Annotated in this window: 12 protein-coding genes, 2 tRNA genes, 3 rRNA genes and 1 other annotated feature; of the genes, 3 read left to right on the top strand and 14 right to left on the bottom strand. The window is 38.9% G+C overall.

The annotated features are described in order from the left end of the window. Window positions 1-12: 12 nt before the first annotated feature. The 13 genes from GTH24_RS04830 to rluD all read right to left on the bottom strand — a co-directional run bounded on the left by GTH24_RS04830 (window position 13) and on the right by rluD (window position 15,736). The gene (locus tag GTH24_RS04830; protein WP_072070277.1) at window positions 13-468 is read right to left on the bottom strand and encodes a hypothetical protein; all 456 of its coding nucleotides are present in this window, start codon (window positions 466-468) and stop codon (window positions 13-15) included. Between the two features lie 26 nt (window positions 469-494). Next, the gene (locus GTH24_RS04825; protein WP_164526017.1) at window positions 495-2,129 is read right to left on the bottom strand and encodes a TULIP family P47-like protein; all 1,635 of its coding nucleotides are present in this window, start codon (window positions 2,127-2,129) and stop codon (window positions 495-497) included. Between the two features lie 18 nt (window positions 2,130-2,147). Further along, window positions 2,148-3,422 carry a TULIP family P47-like protein gene (locus GTH24_RS04820; RefSeq protein WP_164526016.1) on the bottom strand — a complete coding sequence of 425 codons (1,275 nt, stop codon included), beginning with the start codon at window positions 3,420-3,422 and terminating at the stop codon, window positions 2,148-2,150. A gap of 18 nt (window positions 3,423-3,440) precedes the next feature. Next, on the bottom strand, window positions 3,441-4,676 hold the full coding sequence (locus GTH24_RS04815; RefSeq protein WP_241254028.1) for a TULIP family P47-like protein: 1,236 nt from the start codon (window positions 4,674-4,676) through the stop codon (window positions 3,441-3,443). Window positions 4,677-4,790: 114 nt separating this feature from the next. Continuing rightward, window positions 4,791-5,066 (bottom strand): TULIP family P47-like protein, encoded by a 276-nt coding sequence (locus GTH24_RS22090; RefSeq protein ID WP_241254026.1) that lies wholly within the window; start codon window positions 5,064-5,066, stop codon window positions 4,791-4,793. A 313-nt stretch (window positions 5,067-5,379) separates the two neighbouring features. Next, a 5S ribosomal RNA gene (gene rrf, locus GTH24_RS04810) occupies window positions 5,380-5,495 on the bottom strand. A gap of 115 nt (window positions 5,496-5,610) precedes the next feature. After that, a 23S ribosomal RNA gene (locus GTH24_RS04805) occupies window positions 5,611-8,513 on the bottom strand. 339 nt (window positions 8,514-8,852) lie between these two features. Then, window positions 8,853-8,928, bottom strand: a tRNA-Ala gene (locus GTH24_RS04800). Between the two features lie 136 nt (window positions 8,929-9,064). Next, window positions 9,065-9,141 (bottom strand) — tRNA-Ile (locus GTH24_RS04795). Window positions 9,142-9,212: 71 nt separating this feature from the next. Further along, window positions 9,213-10,755: ribosomal RNA gene (locus GTH24_RS04790) — 16S ribosomal RNA — on the bottom strand. Together the 16S, 23S and 5S rRNA genes with 2 tRNA genes alongside form the textbook arrangement of a ribosomal RNA operon. Before the next feature lie 552 nt (window positions 10,756-11,307). Further along, window positions 11,308-13,881 (bottom strand): ATP-dependent chaperone ClpB, encoded by a 2,574-nt coding sequence (clpB, locus tag GTH24_RS04785; RefSeq protein ID WP_072070869.1) that lies wholly within the window; start codon window positions 13,879-13,881, stop codon window positions 11,308-11,310. A gap of 145 nt (window positions 13,882-14,026) precedes the next feature. Beyond that, on the bottom strand, window positions 14,027-14,758 hold the full coding sequence (gene yfiH, locus GTH24_RS04780) for a purine nucleoside phosphorylase YfiH (RefSeq protein WP_072070870.1): 732 nt from the start codon (window positions 14,756-14,758) through the stop codon (window positions 14,027-14,029). Continuing rightward, window positions 14,759-15,736, bottom strand: a complete 978-nt coding sequence (gene rluD / locus GTH24_RS04775; RefSeq protein WP_072070871.1) for a 23S rRNA pseudouridine(1911/1915/1917) synthase RluD — start codon at window positions 15,734-15,736, stop codon at window positions 14,759-14,761. A gap of 135 nt (window positions 15,737-15,871) precedes the next feature. Between rluD and bamD the strand changes: the two genes are divergently transcribed. The 3 genes from bamD (at window position 15,872) to pheA (ending at window position 18,679) form a co-directional block, all read left to right on the top strand. Then, window positions 15,872-16,606, top strand: a complete 735-nt coding sequence (gene bamD, locus GTH24_RS04770; RefSeq protein WP_164526905.1) for an outer membrane protein assembly factor BamD — start codon at window positions 15,872-15,874, stop codon at window positions 16,604-16,606. Window positions 16,607-16,877: 271 nt separating this feature from the next. Beyond that, a complete protein-coding gene (gene raiA / locus GTH24_RS04765; RefSeq protein ID WP_072070873.1) occupies window positions 16,878-17,213 on the top strand; it encodes a ribosome-associated translation inhibitor RaiA in 336 nt (111 codons plus the stop codon). Window positions 17,214-17,368: 155 nt separating this feature from the next. Beyond that, window positions 17,369-17,485: a sequence feature (Phe leader region), on the top strand. A 36-nt stretch (window positions 17,486-17,521) separates the two neighbouring features. Further along, the gene (gene pheA, locus GTH24_RS04760) at window positions 17,522-18,679 is read left to right on the top strand and encodes a bifunctional chorismate mutase/prephenate dehydratase (protein ID WP_072070874.1); all 1,158 of its coding nucleotides are present in this window, start codon (window positions 17,522-17,524) and stop codon (window positions 18,677-18,679) included. Between the two features lie 87 nt (window positions 18,680-18,766). Here pheA and GTH24_RS04755 read toward each other — a convergent pair whose 3' ends face one another. Further along, window positions 18,767-20,107 (bottom strand): anaerobic C4-dicarboxylate transporter, encoded by a 1,341-nt coding sequence (locus GTH24_RS04755; protein WP_072070875.1) that lies wholly within the window; start codon window positions 20,105-20,107, stop codon window positions 18,767-18,769. Window positions 20,108-20,451: the final 344 nt, after the last annotated feature.

The raw sequence follows: 20,451 nt of genomic DNA, 5'->3' as shown, positions 1-20,451 counted from the left end.
TAATTTTTTATTTTATTTTTCTTGATAAATTAATACTCTACTTTCAAATCCAGACATGGCCATAAATTCTGTTGAAATGGCTTTAGTGGCATCCGTTTTAAAAATAACACTAATCGGGGCATAACCTTTAAATGCCCCAGCAGTTACCTCAATAATATTCACATTATTTCTAATAAAAAACTTGCTTACAAAAAAAGAATTATTATCAGGATCAGGATATGAAGCACTAACCGTATATTCTTCCCCTGTAAAAAAATTTACAAATTTTATTTCTTTATTTTGAATGGCAGATGTTAATTTATTTTCATCAAGTAAATAATAACTATCGTCAGATTTCCTCGCGACAAAAAATAAATAAAACTTTGCAATATGTTCAGGATCATTACGATAAGAAAATGCATTTAAATTCTCTTCTAGTAATTCAATTCTTTCAAATTCAGCGATTTCATTCAATGAATATGGTTCCATAATATATCCTTATAATATAATACAATTTATTTTAAGGTATCATCTAGGCTGATACCAATAACCAAACTATCAGCAAATTGTGCAGTTTGAACCTCTGAAGCTTTAAGACCAGATAATGCGCTTGTCCCTGTATAATTCGATGCAAATGAATTTAAAGACTCAAGATCGTCATAAAGCTCACTAAATGCAGCTCTAACCAAATTAGCAGAACTGACCTCTCCTTCAACAAAGGTTGAAGAAATTGATTGAGCAACAGAGAGACTATTTTTAATCGGAATAGATGTTGGTCTATAAACGGGATTAGTACCAATATCTACGGTATCCCACATCATTTCAGCCAATTCAGCTTCTTCAACTCCAGCAAACGTTCTAGAAAGTGAAATCAACTCATAGCCTGTTTCTGTTTCCTGTCCAATCTTAGCAATTAAACTAATATCTCTCCATGCAGCGACACCGTAAACGAGTGATGCCATAATGGTGATAACACCTAAAATAATGTCAGTAATAATAATACCTTTATCGACTTTATTAGTGATATTAATATTTATATCATTGATATTTTTCAAATCAGGAATAAATATTAGTTCATTTTTATCATTCCTCACCATTTCAAATGTTAAAGATTGATTGATATTAATTGTTGAAGTGACATGTCCTTTTTTAGGTCTAAACGTTGCACCATTAATATTAATATGAATACGATCTTGTTGAAGATTAATATTTAATCCATTCGCAGGTATTAAAGGCTTTATAACTTCATTTTCTGTTTTTGAGCCAATAACAAATTCCCCCCATATGAGTTCTTTTTTATTATAAACAGATAAACCATATTCACTTATTTCAAAATCATCCTCTTTACTTCCACTAATAAAGTTAACAGCAGCTGGAAGTAAAAAATATTTAGTGTATATTTCTTTACTAAAAATAACTAAAGCATCAACATTATTCGTAAAAAAATGAGATATTCTATTATCAATAGATTGTTGTCTATCTCCAATATTTTTATTGCTATCAATAAGATTCAAGCATGAAAATATATCTGAACTTTCGTCGCTTTTTGTATGTGCAACAGCATAGCTAAATGCCGTCGATTTAATCCATTGAAGATCCTCATTTATAGAGTCAAGGTCTAACATAATAATTGAAAATATATAATCAAATTCTTTAATATTTTCATTAAAATAGGATAAAAATAAAAGATCTAAAACCTCTTTCGTTCCCTCTACAATATTCGTATAATGACTTTCGACTATAATAACTGCATTTGACATATCAATAGATTTATCATTAACTTGTAGTATCCACGGTACTCCATTATTTAAAGAAGAGGGATCTTCAATTGTTTTTGAAGTATCAATTTTTTTTTGTAATGTAATTTGAATCGTTATTGAACTCCCTTCTAATGATCCTATTAACGTATCTTTTTCATCATATAACCCACCAGAAGAAACAATACACTCAATTAAAATATTTTTTCCAGTTCCCCCCTTTTTTAACGACCAATTAGTCCATTCACCTGATATTTTAAATAATGAAGTTATAATTTTTTTCGAAGCTGAGAATTTTTGAGGATAATGTTTATTTTTATCGATATATTTATTAATTATTTTGTAATTTGTAGCATAAACAACATCCCAACCATAAGTTGCAATTTCTTTCATAATTTAAATTCCATTTAATTAACTGCGCACGAAAAAGTTTTCAGATAATCCACATTCTTTATATTTAGCATCAATATTCATACTAATAGGGAAAACATCGAATTCCATACCATAATTACCAAAGCTCCAAAGAAGATAACTCATTTGACTACGGATCCCTTGAATTAAGGCATCAACAACCCACCCTCCAAAGATCCAAAAGATTAAAGCAACATCGTCATGAGCTTGAGAAGTAAATGATGGAGAAGAAGAGGAAATGAGTTTCACTCGTGGTCTATTATTACTATATTCTAATGATATTTTGTATTGACTTGATAAGCTAAAAGAAACATAACTACTATACGAAACAACATCACAAGTTCCTGTTGCATTATTTATAATGATTTTATCACTAATTATTTCAATAAGTGCACTATCAAAATAAGGCGTATAACCATTCATTTTATTTAATGGGATCTTCCCATTGTTATGAATAATATTATTCTCTCCAATTTTAAAATGTTCTTTACGAGAACCTTGAAAAATATGGGGCAATCCTTCAAGAATAACATATTTTACAAAAGCCCATTTAGCGATAAGAAAACCTGATTTATCTTCTTTTCTAACCAAGTTATGATCAAATTGTAATTGTAGATCTGTTAATTTTGGTGGATTTGGATTAGCCTCCAAAATAGTTAATACACCAAGAACACCTAATTCACCATTAATACTCTCATTGTAAGAATATTGAATTATATGGCTTTTCATCCATGTATTATTACCATCAGGTAAACTAATTAACTCAGAAAAAATAAATTGTAATTTTTCTTTATTTTCAATAATCATTTTAGCCATTAAATCAGAGAATAATTCTGATGCGAACTTTTCATCTTTAGGAAAAATATTATTTATATCATCATCTAATATAACAATACTGCCATCTCCTGAATAAATATTTATTTGTTTTTTCTCTAACTTTTTACAGTTTATTTTTAATATAGTATGATTAACATCATTTCCCACAAACTCTAATTCAATTTCTATCTTAGGACATATTCCATCAACAACAATATCTAGTTTTTCACCTACAATTGTTGTTGTTAATTTTCCTTTTTTAATTGGTGTTATAAAATGAATTCTTTGAGAGCTTCCTCCCGATACAATTTGCCAACTATCAAATTCTCCTTCAATTAAACTATTATTTTCACTTTTAAAAGTAAATTCCTTAATAAATAATTCTCTGTTATTTGCAATTTTATCATTAATTGATGAACACTTTGCAGCACAAACCATATCCCAATTATACATATCCATATGAATATCCTTTTTCTTTTAACTCATTTTTAATCCGATAACAAAACTATCGACTAATGTTGCCGATTTTAATTCTATATTTTCAATACCAGGCCATTTCACTGCGCCAGTAAAATTACGTGAAAATATTTTAAAACTAGGTACATCATCAAAGATCTGATGATATATTGCTTCTGATAGTGTCGTTGCTCCCCATATAATACCTGTCGTTGCTGCAGTCACTGCTGAACCAATTTTTACAACATTAAATACAGAAGGATTTGAAACCACACCTCGTTGAATTGCAGCAGCAATAGGAGCTAACTTTTCCAATTTGATAGTGAAATTAAATAATTTAAATGAGAAAGAGGCAATTTTTGCGCTTGCATCAGGGACCAATGTCGCCATTCCAGTTTTAGCTATAACCCCTGCTAAACTCGTTCCTAATGCAATAACTGAAGCAATTGATGTCACTATTCCAGTCGTAATGTTTAGCCAGTCTAGCCAGTTATCAAATTTAACAGAACAACTAACAACCGCATCTCCTAAACCTTTTTCATCTGGTACAAAAACAGGTTCTCCATTTTTATTTTTTTCTACTTTATATCGAAAGTTCTGTTCTATTCCCATATATACAGTTACCCCCCATCGAGGACGATAATGAGCGCCACTAATACTTATATGAATAAAATCAGATTGAAGAGTCAAAATAAAACTTTGTGCGGGAATGGTGGGAGACATGATTTCATCGTCAGGACCGACAAAATCCTGCCAAACAGTATCTTTAATATTGGTAAGTGATAATCCATTTTTGTCTATTTCAAAATCAGCTTTTGTAGAGCCCTTAACAAGGGCAACTGCCGCTTCTAACAGAATATGCTTAACAAACATTGATTTACTTATGATCAGCGCTGCATTAGCACCATATTCCTTAACAACCTGCAACGCTGCTATATCAACTGTTTGCTGTAGATCACCAATGTCTGTTTTTCCATCGACTAATGTTAAGGCAGCAAAAGCAGCAGATTTTTGATCTATAGAGCTATTTGCTGAATAACTATAGGCCGATGGTTTGAGCCATTGAAAATCACCTTTATTTGCTTTTAATCCTATTAATACGACGGAAAATACTTGTTTGAAAGTTCCTACATTTCGATTAAACCAATTTTTTAAAACGATATCTACAAGTGATGCTAAACCATTTTCGGGCGAATAAAGCTCTTTATTGGTGTAATTAGATCCCGTAACTACAATCACCGCTTTGCTATCCACCATTAACTTATAACATTTTGTATCTTTCGATATTTCAGACGTTTCATCATCACCTATCCATTCAGTAGGATCGGTCTCAATACCATCCAGTGAAATTTCTATATTTAATGTGGATTGTTAGGCATTTTTATCATCATTTATAGGATAAGATTTTCCTATATAAGTCACAGTGGCATTTTTAATGCTGCACTGCATGTAAATATTTTTACCGCTGGCTTCATTCGCGATAGACCAATCCCCCCATTCCCCTTCTACTTTTAAATCATTACCAACCACCGTTATATAGTCTGAAAATGATTTAGGATGGTTATCACCCTCATTAATAACTTTATTCAGTGTTTCAATATCTGTAACACTGACTACATCCCAGCCACTTGTTGATACATCAGCCATAATTAATCCTTCTTATAAAAGAGATATACTTTTGATTAACAAACCATGTAATTTAATCTTTTTTATCTTCAAGTTTTATTATGGAAAATTTCATAGGGAATAAAACATCAAATAAAATTAGAGAGTTATTAACTTTTTAATACAATAGAAAATTAATAAACGAAATGATGGGATATAAAAAAGGGGATAATTAAAAAATTAAGTAGAATAAAAATGCGTTTTATTCACATTTAAAATGGAAATTCACACAGAAAATAAACACCCAAACGCAAAAAAGCCAACCCATTGGGTTGGCTTTCTCGTCTTATTTAATGCCTGGCAGTTCCCTACTCTCACATGGGGAGACCCTACACTACCATCGGCGCTACAACGTTTCACTTCTGAGTTCGGCATGGGATCAGGTGGGACCGTTGCGCTATGGCCGCCAAGCAAATTCGGTTTATTACCCGCTTCCTTCCTTTCAGTCAGTCGCCAGTAATGTCAATCTTAAACAAGCTTACTTCATCTACTCTTTGTCTCTCAGACAAAACACCTTCGGTGTTGTCAGGTTAAGCCTCACGGTTCATTAGTACTGGTTAGCTCAACGTATCGCTACGCTTACACACCCAGCCTATCAACGTCTTAGTCTTAAACGTTCCTTTAGGTCACTCAAGGTGACAGGGAAGACTCATCTCGAGGCAAGTTTCCCGCTTAGATGCTTTCAGCGGTTATCTCTTCCGCACTTAGCTACCGGGCAATGCCATTGGCATGACAACCCGAACACCAGTGGTGCGTTCACTCCGGTCCTCTCGTACTAGGAGCAACCCCTCTCAATCTTCCAACGCCCACGGCAGATAGGGACCGAACTGTCTCACGACGTTCTAAACCCAGCTCGCGTACCACTTTAAATGGCGAACAGCCATACCCTTGGGACCTACTTCAGCCCCAGGATGTGATGAGCCGACATCGAGGTGCCAAACACCGCCGTCGATATGAACTCTTGGGCGGTATCAGCCTGTTATCCCCGGAGTACCTTTTATCCGTTGAGCGATGGCCCTTCCATTCAGAACCACCGGATCACTAAGACCTACTTTCGTACCTGCTCGAGCCGTCACTCTCACAGTCAAGCTGGCTTATGCCTTTGCACTAACCGCATGATGTCCGACCATGCTTAGCCAACCTTCGTGCTCCTCCGTTACTCTTTAGGAGGAGACCGCCCCAGTCAAACTACCCACCAGACACGGTCCCCGATCCAGATTATGGACCTAGGTTAGAACATCAAACGTTAAAGGGTGGTATTTCAAGGTTGACTCCATGCAGACTGGCGTCCACACTTCAAAGTCTCCCACCTATCCTACACATCAAGGCTCAATGTTCAGTGTCAAGCTATAGTAAAGGTTCACGGGGTCTTTCCGTCTTGCCGCGGGTACACTGCATCTTCACAGCGAGTTCAATTTCACTGAGTCTCGGGTGGAGACAGCCTGGCCATCATTACGCCATTCGTGCAGGTCGGAACTTACCCGACAAGGAATTTCGCTACCTTAGGACCGTTATAGTTACGGCCGCCGTTTACTGGGGCTTCGATCAAGAGCTTCTCCTTACGGATAACCCCATCAATTAACCTTCCAGCACCGGGCAGGCGTCACACCGTATACGTCCACTTTCGTGTTTGCACAGTGCTGTGTTTTTAATAAACAGTTGCAGCCAGCTGGTATCTTCGACTGGCTTCGGCTCCGTCCGCGAGGGACTTCACTTACCGCCAGCGTGCCTTCTCCCGAAGTTACGGCACCATTTTGCCTAGTTCCTTCACCCGAGTTCTCTCAAGCGCCTGAGTATTCTCTACCTGACCACCTGTGTCGGTTTGGGGTACGATTGTTGGTAACCTGAAGCTTAGAGGCTTTTCCTGGAAGCAGGGCATCAATTGCTTCACCACCTTAGTGGCTCGTCATCACACCTCAGCATTAAGTGACCGGATTTGCCTAATCACTCTGCCTACATGCTTGAACCGGGACGACCGTCGCCCGGACAACCTAGCCTTCTCCGTTCCCCCATCGCAGTTACCACCAGTACGGGAATATTAACCCGTTTCCCATCGACTACGCTTTTCAGCCTCGCCTTAGGGGTCGACTCACCCTGCCCCGATTAACGTTGGACAGGAACCCTTGGTCTTCCGGCGTGCGGGTTTTTCACCCGCATTATCGTTACTTATGTCAGCATTCGCACTTCTGATACCTCCAGCATACCTCACAGTACACCTTCGCAGGCTTACAGAACGCTCCCCTACCCAACAACACATAGTGTCGCTGCCGCAGCTTCGGTGCATGGTTTAGCCCCGTTACATCTTCCGCGCGGGCCGACTCGACCAGTGAGCTATTACGCTTTCTTTAAATGATGGCTGCTTCTAAGCCAACATCCTGGCTGTCTGAGCCTTCCCACTTCGTTTCCCACTTAACCATGACTTTGGGACCTTAGCTGGCGGTCTGGGTTGTTTCCCTCTTCACGACGGACGTTAGCACCCGCCGTGTGTCTCCCGTGATAACATTCTTCGGTATTCGCAGTTTGCATCGAGTTGGTAAGTCGGGATGACCCCCTAGTCGAAACAGTGCTCTACCCCCGAAGATGAGTTCACGAGGCGCTACCTAAATAGCTTTCGGGGAGAACCAGCTATCTCCCGGTTTGATTGGCCTTTCACCCCCATCCACAAGTCATCCGCTAATTTTTCAACATTAGTCGGTTCGGTCCTCCAGTTAGTGTTACCCAACCTTCAACCTGCCCATGGATAGATCACCGGGTTTCGGGTCTATACCCTGCAACTCATTCGCCCAGTTAAGACTCGGTTTCCCTACGGCTCCCCTATACGGTTAACCTTGCTACAGAATATAAGTCGCTGACCCATTATACAAAAGGTACGCAGTCACCCCATAAAGAGGCTCCTACTGCTTGTACGTACACGGTTTCAGGTTCTTTTTCACTCCCCTCGCCGGGGTTCTTTTCGCCTTTCCCTCACGGTACTGGTTCACTATCGGTCAATCAGGAGTATTTAGCCTTGGAGGATGGTCCCCCCATATTCAGACAGGATAACACGTGTCCCGCCCTACTCGTCGAGTTCACAATAACAGCATCTTCAGATACGGGGCTATCACCCTTTACTGCCGGACTTTCCAGACCGTTCTCCTGATGCTGCTATTGATTAAGACTCTGGGCTGTTCCCCGTTCGCTCGCCGCTACTAGGGGAATCTCGGTTGATTTCTTTTCCTCGGGGTACTGAGATGTTTCAGTTCTCCCGGTTCGCTTCATGACGCTATGTATTCACGTCATGATAATATCCATTGGATATTGGGTTTCCCCATTCGGAAATCGTCGGGTATAACGGTTCATATCACCTTACCGACGCTTATCGCAGATTAGCACGTCCTTCATCGCCTCTGATTGCCTAGGCATCCACCGTGTACGCTTATTCGCTTAACCTCACAACCCGAAGATGTTTCTCTCGAAGACGACTTTAAAGGTCATGGCTACACAAGCATCAATTCGTTGTTGGGCAGTGCTCGTAATGCTCACATACTTTAAGTATGCTCCGCTTACTGCGCGCTGTCCGCCTAGAATTGCTGTTGTTCGCTCATGACACTCGCCTTGGAGTATCACACATTCAAAGTTTGAGATTTTGAGAGACTCATCAATATACCTCGGTGATATATTGATTTGTTTTCAATTTTTCAGCTTGTTCCAGATTGTTAAAGAGCAAAATAATTCGCAGTATACTATTGCTAATATACTCTGAATTATTATTTTATATTCAAGAGATTATGGTGGAGCTAAGCGGGATCGAACCGCTGACCTCCTGCGTGCAAGGCAGGCGCTCTCCCAGCTGAGCTATAGCCCCATAATGCATTCTTAATACCCGTATAACCACTCCTTTTCTTCTTTATAGAAAGAAGCTTTTTCTTTAGGCAAGGCGTGGAGTCACGAAGTTTACTTTAAGTAAACGAGTGATTTCACAACGCAGCATAAAGGAAAAGTGGTAGGCCTGAGTGGACTTGAACCACCGACCTCACCCTTATCAGGGGTGCGCTCTAACCACCTGAGCTACAAGCCTATACCGGTATTTCTGCTCGTTCTTCATCAGACAATCTGTGTGAGCACTGCACATAACACGTATCTTTTAGGTAAGGAGGTGATCCAACCGCAGGTTCCCCTACGGTTACCTTGTTACGACTTCACCCCAGTCATGAATCACAAAGTGGTAAGCGCCCTCCCGAAGGTTAAGCTACCTACTTCTTTTGCAACCCACTCCCATGGTGTGACGGGCGGTGTGTACAAGGCCCGGGAACGTATTCACCGTAGCATTCTGATCTACGATTACTAGCGATTCCGACTTCATGGAGTCGAGTTGCAGACTCCAATCCGGACTACGACAGACTTTATGAGTTCCGCTTGCTCTCGCGAGGTCGCTTCTCTTTGTATCTGCCATTGTAGCACGTGTGTAGCCCTACTCGTAAGGGCCATGATGACTTGACGTCATCCCCACCTTCCTCCGGTTTATCACCGGCAGTCTCCTTTGAGTTCCCGCCATCACGCGCTGGCAACAAAGGATAAGGGTTGCGCTCGTTGCGGGACTTAACCCAACATTTCACAACACGAGCTGACGACAGCCATGCAGCACCTGTCTCAGAGTTCCCGAAGGCACTCCTCTATCTCTAAAGGATTCTCTGGATGTCAAGAGTAGGTAAGGTTCTTCGCGTTGCATCGAATTAAACCACATGCTCCACCGCTTGTGCGGGCCCCCGTCAATTCATTTGAGTTTTAACCTTGCGGCCGTACTCCCCAGGCGGTCGATTTAACGCGTTAGCTCCAGAAGCCACGGTTCAAGACCACAACCTCTAAATCGACATCGTTTACAGCGTGGACTACCAGGGTATCTAATCCTGTTTGCTCCCCACGCTTTCGCACCTGAGCGTCAGTCTTTGTCCAGGGGGCCGCCTTCGCCACCGGTATTCCTCCACATCTCTACGCATTTCACCGCTACACGTGGAATTCTACCCCCCTCTACAAGACTCTAGCCAACCAGTTTCAGATGCAATTCCCAAGTTAAGCTCGGGGCTTTCACATCTGACTTAATTGACCGCCTGCGTGCGCTTTACGCCCAGTAATTCCGATTAACGCTTGCACCCTCCGTATTACCGCGGCTGCTGGCACGGAGTTAGCCGGTGCTTCTTCTGCGGGTAACGTCAATTGATAAAGGTATTAACTTTATCACCTTCCTCCCCGCTGAAAGTACTTTACAACCCTAAGGCCTTCTTCATACACGCGGCATGGCTGCATCAGGCTTGCGCCCATTGTGCAATATTCCCCACTGCTGCCTCCCGTAGGAGTCTGGGCCGTGTCTCAGTCCCAGTGTGGCTGATCATCCTCTCAGACCAGCTAGAGATCGTCGCCTAGGTGAGCCATTACCTCACCTACTAGCTAATCCCATATGGGTTCATCCGATAGCGCAAGGTCCGAAGAGCCCCTGCTTTGGTCCGTAGACGTCATGCGGTATTAGCCACCGTTTCCAGTAGTTATCCCCCTCTATCGGGCAGATCCCCATACATTACTCACCCGTCCGCCGCTCGTCAGCAAGAAAGCAAGCTTTCTCCTGTTACCGCTCGACTTGCATGTGTTAGGCCTGCCGCCAGCGTTCAATCTGAGCCATGATCAAACTCTTCAATTAAAAGTGTTTGATGCTCAAAGAAATCGAAAACTTAGCTATTCATAAATGAATTTACTTTTGTTGTTCACTCTTCAAGACTTGATACATCTAATATTTTAGAAGATATCGTCTCTGCGAGTGCCCACACAGATTGTCTGATAATTTGTTAAAGAGCAGTGCAACATTCGCTGCCGTTTCCGGTCTTCTGCGTTGTTGCGAGGAGGTGCATTCTACATCTTCCTCATTCAGTGTCAAGCGTTTATTTTCAAGGCTTTTCACTTTTTTCTTTGTTCTCTCGGCTAACTCACTTAGCGTGGTTTGCCGTGACAACGAGGGCGCATTATAGGGAGTTTTCTGAATGTGACAAGTATTATTTTCAAAAAACTTTTCGATAGCGCGCTTTGTAAGCAAATTGATGACTAATGTATAAATCATAATCACATATCGATTACAAAACAAACAAAAATAATTATATTTAAGGCCCCTACGCAACTTAAACTGGCTAAAGCCCATAATAAAAAAGCCTACAAATTTCAGTTTGTAGGCTTTGCTAATAAATAGATAAAACATCAATTATTGTTTTGCGATTATCTTATTATCATCTAAATCTAAGATAATCTCTTTGCCTGGCAATAACTTGCCTGACAAAATATCTTGAGCTAATGGGTTTTCAACCTCTTGTTGGATAGCTCGTTTCAATGGACGAGCACCATAAATTGGGTCAAAACCAACTTCACTCAATTTTTCTAATGCCGCACCTGTAATCGTGACGTGATAACCACGCTCTTCTAAACGTTGGTATAAACGACGTAACTGAATTTGTGCGATCGCTGCAATGTTTTCTTTACCTAATGGGTGGAATACCACAACTTCATCAATACGATTAATAAACTCTGGTCTGAAATGATGGCCAACTACATCCATCACTATTGTTTTCATTTCAGGATAATCAAGTGTCCCGAAACGTTCTTGAATTAAATCAGAACCTAAGTTTGATGTCATAATCACAACAGTATTACGAAAATCGACTGTTCTACCTTGTCCATCCGTTAAACGACCATCATCCAATACTTGTAATAAAATATTGAATACATCAGGGTGCGCTTTTTCAACTTCATCTAATAAGATAACTGAATAAGGACGACGGCGAACGGCTTCTGTTAAATATCCACCTTCTTCGTAACCAACATATCCTGGAGGCGCACCTACTAAACGAGAAACGGAGTGTTTTTCCATAAACTCAGACATATCGATACGAACCATTGCATCATCACTATCAAACAAGAAGTTTGCTAATGCTTTACATAATTCAGTTTTACCCACACCTGTTGGTCCTAAAAATAAGAACGAACCAATTGGGCGATTAGGATCAGACAACCCTGCTCGACTACGACGTATCGCATTTGATACTGCGCTAACAGCTTCAGCCTGACCAATAACACGTCTATGTAATTCTTGTTCCATTCTTAGCAGTTTTTCACGCTCCCCTTCTAGCATTCTAGAAACAGGAATACCGGTCCAACGCGCTAAGATTTCAGCAATTTCAGCATCAGTAACTTTATTACGTAACAGCTTCATATGTTTATCTTCAGCTTTATTCGCTTCAGCAAGCTGTTTTTCTAACGTTGGGATCTGTCCATATTGGATTTCTGACATTTTTGCCAAATCACCACTACGGCGAGCTTGCTCTAATGCAATACGAGCTTGCTCTAATTCTGATTTAATATGTTGAGTTCCTGTCAGCTCTGCTTTTTCTGCTTTCCACTCTTCTTCTAAAACAGAATACTCTTTCTCTTTTTCAGCAAGCTCTTCATTTAGCATTTCTAAACGCTTTTTACTTGCATCATCAGACTCTTTTTGCAGGGCTTGTTGTTCAAGTTTCAGCTGAATAATACGTCTATCAAGTCTATCTAATGCTTCCGGTTTTGAATCCATTTGCATACGTAGGCTTGCACCTGCTTCATCAATTAAGTCAATCGCTTTATCTGGTAACATACGGTCAGAAATATAGCGATGTGATAAAGTCGCAGCTGCAACGATAGCTGGGTCTGTAATTTGAACATGATGATGAAGCTCATAACGTTCTTTCAGACCACGTAAAATAGCGATGGTATCTTCTACTGTTGGCTCTGCTACATACACTTTTTGGAAACGACGTTCTAAAGCAGCATCTTTCTCAATATATTGACGATATTCATCAAGTGTTGTTGCCCCAACACAGTGTAACTCACCACGTGCTAATGCCGGTTTTAACATATTACCCGCATCCATAGCACCATCAGCTTTACCGGCGCCAACCATAGTATGTAATTCATCAATAAACAGAATGACACTGCCCTCCTGTTTAGATAAATCATTTAAAACAGCTTTTAAACGTTCTTCGAACTCACCACGATATTTAGCGCCTGCTAATAACGACCCCATATCAAGGGAGAGTACTCGTTTATTTTTTAAACCTTCTGGCACTTCGCCATTAACAATACGCTGAGCTAATCCTTCAACAATCGCCGTTTTACCAACACCGGGCTCACCAATAAGTACTGGGTTATTTTTAGTACGACGTTGTAAAACCTGTATGGTTCTTCTGATTTCTTCATCACGACCAATGACGGGATCGAGTTTGCCTTGTTCTGCTCTTTCCGTTAAATCCACAGTATATTTTTTCAATGCCTGACGTTGGTCTTCTGCATTTTGATCGTTCACTGTTTCTCCACCACGTATTTTTTCAATCGCTATTTCAAGACTTGATTTATTTGCACCCGCAGCTTTTAGCATATCAGCAACTTGACCACCGGTTTCCATTGCAGCTAAAAGGAAAAGCTCTGACGAAATAAAATCATCACCTTTTTTCTGTGCCAATTTATCGCACAAATTAAGGTGTTTAATAAGATCATTAGAGGGATGAACCTCTCCACCAGCACCTTCAACTTTAGGTAATCGAGACAAAGCTTCATTAATTCGCTCATTAAATTGCGATGCATTAACACCCGATGATGTTAATAAAGGGCGAATTGAGCCACCTTGTTGATTAAATAACGCACTCAGTAAATGTATGGGTTCTATAAATTGATTATCGTTCCCAAGTGCCAATGACTGGGCGTCTGCGAGGGCTTGCTGGAATTTATTGGTTAATTTATCCAGACGCATAACACCTCCAAGTAAAATTTAAAGTAAAATTCGTAACTGGAGAATAGATGAGGTCATTTTGACAATATTCAAGCTCAAAATAAAAATTTTGAGCAAAAATATTTATCAATATTTGAGGCAAGTGAGAAAAACGGTTGGGAGAAGTTTATTTAATCCAGATTAATGACGCCATTCGACCAGTTATCTGTTCACGTCTATATGAGAAGAAACGCGATTTCTCTGTCACAGTACAGAAATCACCACCGTAAATCTGAGTCACCTCATTTTCCTGTAAAATTATTCTCGCTAACATATAGATATTAGCTAAATATTTACCATTATGAGGAATAAATGCAGGATCAAAGGCCTTATTTTTTTCAATAAAGGCCAAACGTACTTCAGCCCCAACCTCAAAAGCATTGGGGCCAATTGCAGGTCCCAGCCATGCCATTATTTGATTTTTTGGTGCTTTAAACTGTGAAAGTGTATTTTGTAATACACCATGGCAAAGCCCTCTCCACCCACCATGTGCTGCGCCAATTTCTGTTCCATCAAGCGTTGTAAAAAGAACAGGTAGGCAATCGGCCGTCATAATTGCACAAACTTTTTTCTCGGTAGCGGTATAAAGGGCATCACCTTCTACTTCATTATTTTTCTCAGTATTTAACGTAACAACGTGAGTGCCATGAACTTGTTCAAGCCATAATGGCATTTCAGGTAACTGGGCTTCTTGGCAAAGTCTGCGCCTATTTTCTTTAACGCGAGATAATTCATCACCAACATGTGTACCTAAATTAAGGCTATGATAAGGCGGTAAACTGATCCCCCCCTCTCTAAGCGTACTGCAAGCCCCAATATTCTCAGGTTGTGGCCAATCTGGAAAAATCAATGAAGTCATTTACCAATCCATTTCATCTTTAAATTGTTCAGCATCATCTTTTAATACATCGATAAGCTTAACCATATCATCAGGTAACGGCGCATGCCATTCCATTTCAATACCTGTGATCGGATGATAAAGGCGTAACATCGTTGCATGTAATGCTTGTCTATCAAATAAACGTAGCGTTTCACGCAACTCTTCTGATGCACCTTTTAAAGGACGTGGTCTTCCTGCATAAAGTTGATCACCAATTAAAGCATGATGAATATGCGCCATATGAACACGAATTTGATGGGTACGCCCCGTTTCTAAGCGTAAACGTAAACGAGTATGAGCACGGAAATGCTCCATAACACGATAATGAGTTACTGCTGGTTTACCCATTGGGTGTACAGCCATATGCGTACGCTTAGTTGGATGTCGAGAAATTGGTTCATTAACTAAACCACCCGCAGTCATCCTTCCTGTAGCAACTGCTTCATACTCACGCGTGATTTCACGACGTTGTAAAGCTTCAACTAAATGAGTTTGAGCTGGAACTGTTTTTGCAACAACCATTAAACCTGTTGTATCTTTATCCAAACGATGGACAATACCTGCGCGAGGTACATTAGCAATTTCAGGATAACGATAAAGTAATGCATTTAATACGGTACCATCAGGGTTACCAGCACCAGGATGAACAACGAGATCCCTTGGTTTATTGATAACTAAAATATCGTCATCTTCATAAACGATATTTAACGGAATATTCTGAGGCTCCCAGCGTACTTCCTCTTCAATTAAGGCATCGACTTCAATTTTTTCACCGCCAAGCATTTTTTCTTTTGGCTTATTGATGATTTTATCGTTAACCTGCACTCTATTGTCTAAGATCCACTCTTTTATACGAGATCTTGAATAATCAGGGAACATTTCGGCCAAAGCCTGATCTAAGCGTTGACCCAGCTGTGAATCTGCGACTGTAGCATTAAGTCGTATTTGTTGAGACATAAATAGTTTTCTATTAATTAAGTTAGTGTTTTGACGGCACAGCCGTTTCATTTAAAATGAGTTATAGTGTAACCGATTTTAGGGGAGCTTCACGGAGAGACTCCCCAAACCTATTCAGAGGATAATCAATACGTGATGAGACGCATTAAATACCTGGTGGCAGCGGCCACTATAAGCCTGTTACTTTCTGGCTGTTCGAGTTCAGACAAAGACGCTACTGCCGATATGTCTCCTTCTGAGCTTTACACAACCAGTCAGGAAAAATTGCTAGATGGCAATTATGGAGCGGCTATCAAACAATTAGAGTCTCTCGATAATCGCTATCCTTTTGGCCCTTACTCGCAACAAGTTCAGCTCGACTTGATTTATGCTTATTATAAATCAGCAGAACTACCAATGGCGATTACTGCAATTGACCGTTTTATGCGATTAAACCCAACCCATCCTAATATTGACTATGTTCTTTATATGCGAGGCTTAACAGCTCAAGCATTAGATGATAGTGCATTACAAGGATTCTTTGGTATTGATCGTTCAGACCGTGATCCTCAGCATGCAATTGTGGCATTTAAAGACTTTAGTCAATTAGTACGTTATTACCCTGATAGCCTTTACGTCGCTGATGCAACCAAGCGCCTTGTCTTTCTTAAAAACCGTTTAGCGAAGTATGAACTTTCAGTTGCGAAATTCTATACTAAACGAGGGGCTTATGTCGCGGTTATTAATAGAGTAGAGCAAATGATGCGTGATTATCCTGATACACAAGCTACTCGTGATGCACTTGAATACATGGAAAACGCCTATAAAGAGTTAGGTCTGACACAAGAAGCAAATAAAGTGGCTTCATTGATTGCTGCAAATCCAGCTTAACCCAAACATCACCATCAAAAACAGCAGCTTATCGCTGCTGTTTTTTTATTCTTTTTTAGCTAAATTGTCTTTACTTTTCATCAGCCCAACCTTCCTAATATGACTGAATAAATACAACTTAACAAGCGTTCTTTTTCAGCTATTTATCATTTGTCACGTTTCTATTACTAGTTACACATACTACTAACAAAAAGTGATTTTGATCATGTTTTAAATTGTGTATCACGATATTCTGAAGTTATCGAAGACGGAGTAATTAAGAGGTAACTATATGATTATAAATATTACTAGCAAGCAAATGGAAATTACCCCAGCACTACGTGAACACATTGAAAGCCGTCTAACTAAACTTAATAAATGGCAGGTGAATTTAATCAATCCTCGTATTATTCTGACAAAAGACCCTAAAGGTTTTAGTGTTGATGCCAGCATTCACATACCAAATGGGCAATTGGTCGCTAATGCACAACACGCAGATATGTATGTCGCTATTAATGATTTGTTAGCGAAACTTGAGCGTCAATTAAACAAGGTTCAGCATAAAAATGAATCTCGTCGGGCTGATAACAGTTTGAAAGAAGAAAATTTACTTGTCGATGAAATATAAATAGTAAAGCTAGATTAAAAATTAGAATAAATCACTGACTCAAAACGCCTCTGCGCATCCTAGTGATGCGCTTTTTATTGTATTTTTCTTGACTCCTTTCACATCATCATGTTTGATAGCTATATGCTAAATAATTTACCAAACAATATAATGACGATGTATTCGTTTTTGTCTTTCTTCTTTTTCTTTTTACTCTTTAATTAAGAGGCTTTGTCATTTCAGAAAGAAAAGTAAGAACGACAATAGCCTCCAAAAATGGAGGCTTTTTTTATTTATAATGGTATGACGCAAAGATATAGGGCTAAAACATGGAAAAACTCGATTTATTAGCAATCAGAGATAAAATCACAACGTTAGATTCAGAATTACTCACGTTGTTAGCAAATAGACGCCAATTATCTGCTGATGTCGCTCAATTTAAATTGAATACACATCGTCCTATTAGAGATAAAAATCGTGAGCGTGAATTACTTGATTTATTAATTGAAAAAGGAAAAAAAGTTGGTCTAGATGGTTTTTATATCAGCCGTATTTTCCAAATGATTATTGAAGATTCCGTATTAACCCAACAAGCGATTTTACAGCAACACCTAAATGCGACACCAAATGAATCTGCAAGGATTGCTTATTTAGGCCCGAAAGGCTCTTATTCACATATTGCTGCTCGCCAATATGCAGCCCGTCATTTTGATACAATCATCGATTGTACTTGTCACAAATTTGACGATATTTTCACACTGGTTGATACAGGACAAGCTGATTACGGTTTATTGCCTATTGAAAATACCAGCTCTGGCGCAATTAATGATGTTTACGATTTACTGCAAACAACTTCACTGTCTATTGTGGGTGAAATTCGTATTCCGATTAATCATGCGCTTTTAACAAGTGTTGATAGTTCGACAGAAGAATTACAAATTATTTATAGCCACCCTCAACCTTTCCAACAATGCAGCCATTATTTAAATCAGTATCCAAACTGGAAAATTGAATATTGCGAAAGTACGGCTGCGGCAATGGAAAAAGTAGCTCTTGCACAATCACCACATGTTGCAGCTATTGGTAGTGAAGCAGGTGGCTCTCTTTATGGTTTAAAGCCCTTAGCAAATAATTTAGCAAACCAGCAAATAAACGTAACACGCTTTATTGTTATTGCACGTAAAGCGATTGATGTGTCAGAGCAAGTCCCTGCAAAAACAACGTTCTTAATGGCTACAGGACAACAAGCAGGTGCTTTAGTCGATGCTTTAATGATTTTAAAAAAATACGACATTATTATGACGAAATTAGAATCTCGTCCTATTAATGGTACGCCTTGGGAAGAAATGTTTTATATTGATGTTCAAGCTAATTTGCGTGATATAAATATGCAAAAGGCTTTACATGATTTATCACAAACAACGCGGTCATTAAAAATATTAGGGTGTTATCCTTCAGAGAACGTAGTACCTGTTGAAGTAAAATAATAAAAAAACCACTACTTAATAAATAAGCCAGATAGTGCATTACTATCTGGCTTTTCTTTTTATCTCATATTTTTACATTATCACTAATTATAAGAAACCATACATCGCTGCAAACACCCAACCAAAGACACAGGAAACTGTTACACCAATTAATCCCGGAAGGATAAAGCTATGGTTAATAACAAAACGTCCTATTCGAGTTGTACCTGAACGGTCAAATTGAATAGCCGCTAAGTCACTAGGATAAGTTGGCAAAATATAATAACCATAACAAGCTGGTGCAGATGCAATAATATAAGCAGGATCAACACCAATACCCAATGCTAAAGGAACAATTGCAGCTAAAGCAGCCGCTTGAGAGTTAACAAATTTCGATACCAGTAATAAAACTACAGCATAAGCCCAAGGATATTCTCTTACTAATTGCCCTAATGCTGCTTCTATTTCTTTCATATGCGCAGAGAACATGGTTTCTGCCATCCAAGCAATACCATATACAGCAACAATTGCTATCATCCCTGAACGGAATACTTCATTTTTAGATATAAGAGACGGATTGGTTTTACAAATAATAATAATTGATGCACCTGCTAATAACATAAACATCTGAATAACAAGCACCATAGATAACGGTTTGCCATTAAATACAGGACGTATTTCAGAAAAAGCACCTAATATCGCAACAACGGCAATAGCACCTAAAAATATCCACATTGCCACCCAGTTTTTTATTGGCAACTTTTTATCTAAAAGTGTTGCTGTATCACCGTAAACATAATCATGGTTTTCAGGAACTGAAATAAACTCCTGGAAGCGTTGATCTTTATCTAAATCCTTACCTCTAAACCAACTAAAAATACCAATCGCTAAAATACCAATAAAAGTAGAAGGAATGGTAATAGCTAATAAATCTAAAAACTCAAGATGCTTACCATTAAAAGTGACATCACCTAACATTGCCACTAAGGTTACAACTGCAACAGAAACAGGACTTGCAATAATCCCCATTTGCGAACCAATAGTACTTGCTGCCATTGGTCTTTCTGGTCGGATATTATTTTTAATCGACACATCATAGATAATTGGCAAAATGGTATAAACAACGTGTCCCGTACCACATAGAATTGTTAGAGTACAAGTTACAAGCGGTGCAACAATAGAAATATATTTTGGGTTTTTACGTAATAATTTTTCTGCTATTTGCAACATAACGTCTAACCCACCCGACGCTTGCAATGTTGCAGATGCTGAAACAACAGCAATAATAACTAACATTACATCAACTGGTGGCTTTCCTGGTGGTAAGTTAAAAATGAAAACTAAAATAACCAGACCAACACCACCGAGCAGGCCTAATGCTATTCCCCCTTTCCTTGCTCCATAAAATAGACACACTAATATAATGGCAAGTTGTATTATGAAATCCATAGTTTACCCCTTAAAAAAAACATCCGAATACAATTAAAAATAATACAATTAATAATTAAGCATCTTTTGCAAAACTCATCCATATAAGGGTAATTTATCTATATCTTATTTTTCATTATTTGATCAAGGCGATATTTTTAATATCGCTTATTTTTTTTATTTTATTTTAAGATCTCATCAACAAATAATTTTTAATAAAAATAAAACATTGAACATTAATTATTAGTTAATTAAACCAGATAATAACAACTCAATAACAAGATAGCGCAAAAATAGAAATCACTTCATTATAAAAATAAAATTATCTCCCTCTATTAAAAAATGATATTTAACTCATTGTTTTT

It is taken from the genome of Proteus vulgaris (genome assembly GCF_011045815.1).
GTDB classification, from domain to species: Bacteria; Pseudomonadota; Gammaproteobacteria; order Enterobacterales; family Enterobacteriaceae; genus Proteus; species Proteus vulgaris_B.
Note: the sequence above shows the minus strand (reverse complement) of the source record. Positions and strands in the feature narration are given on the sequence as shown.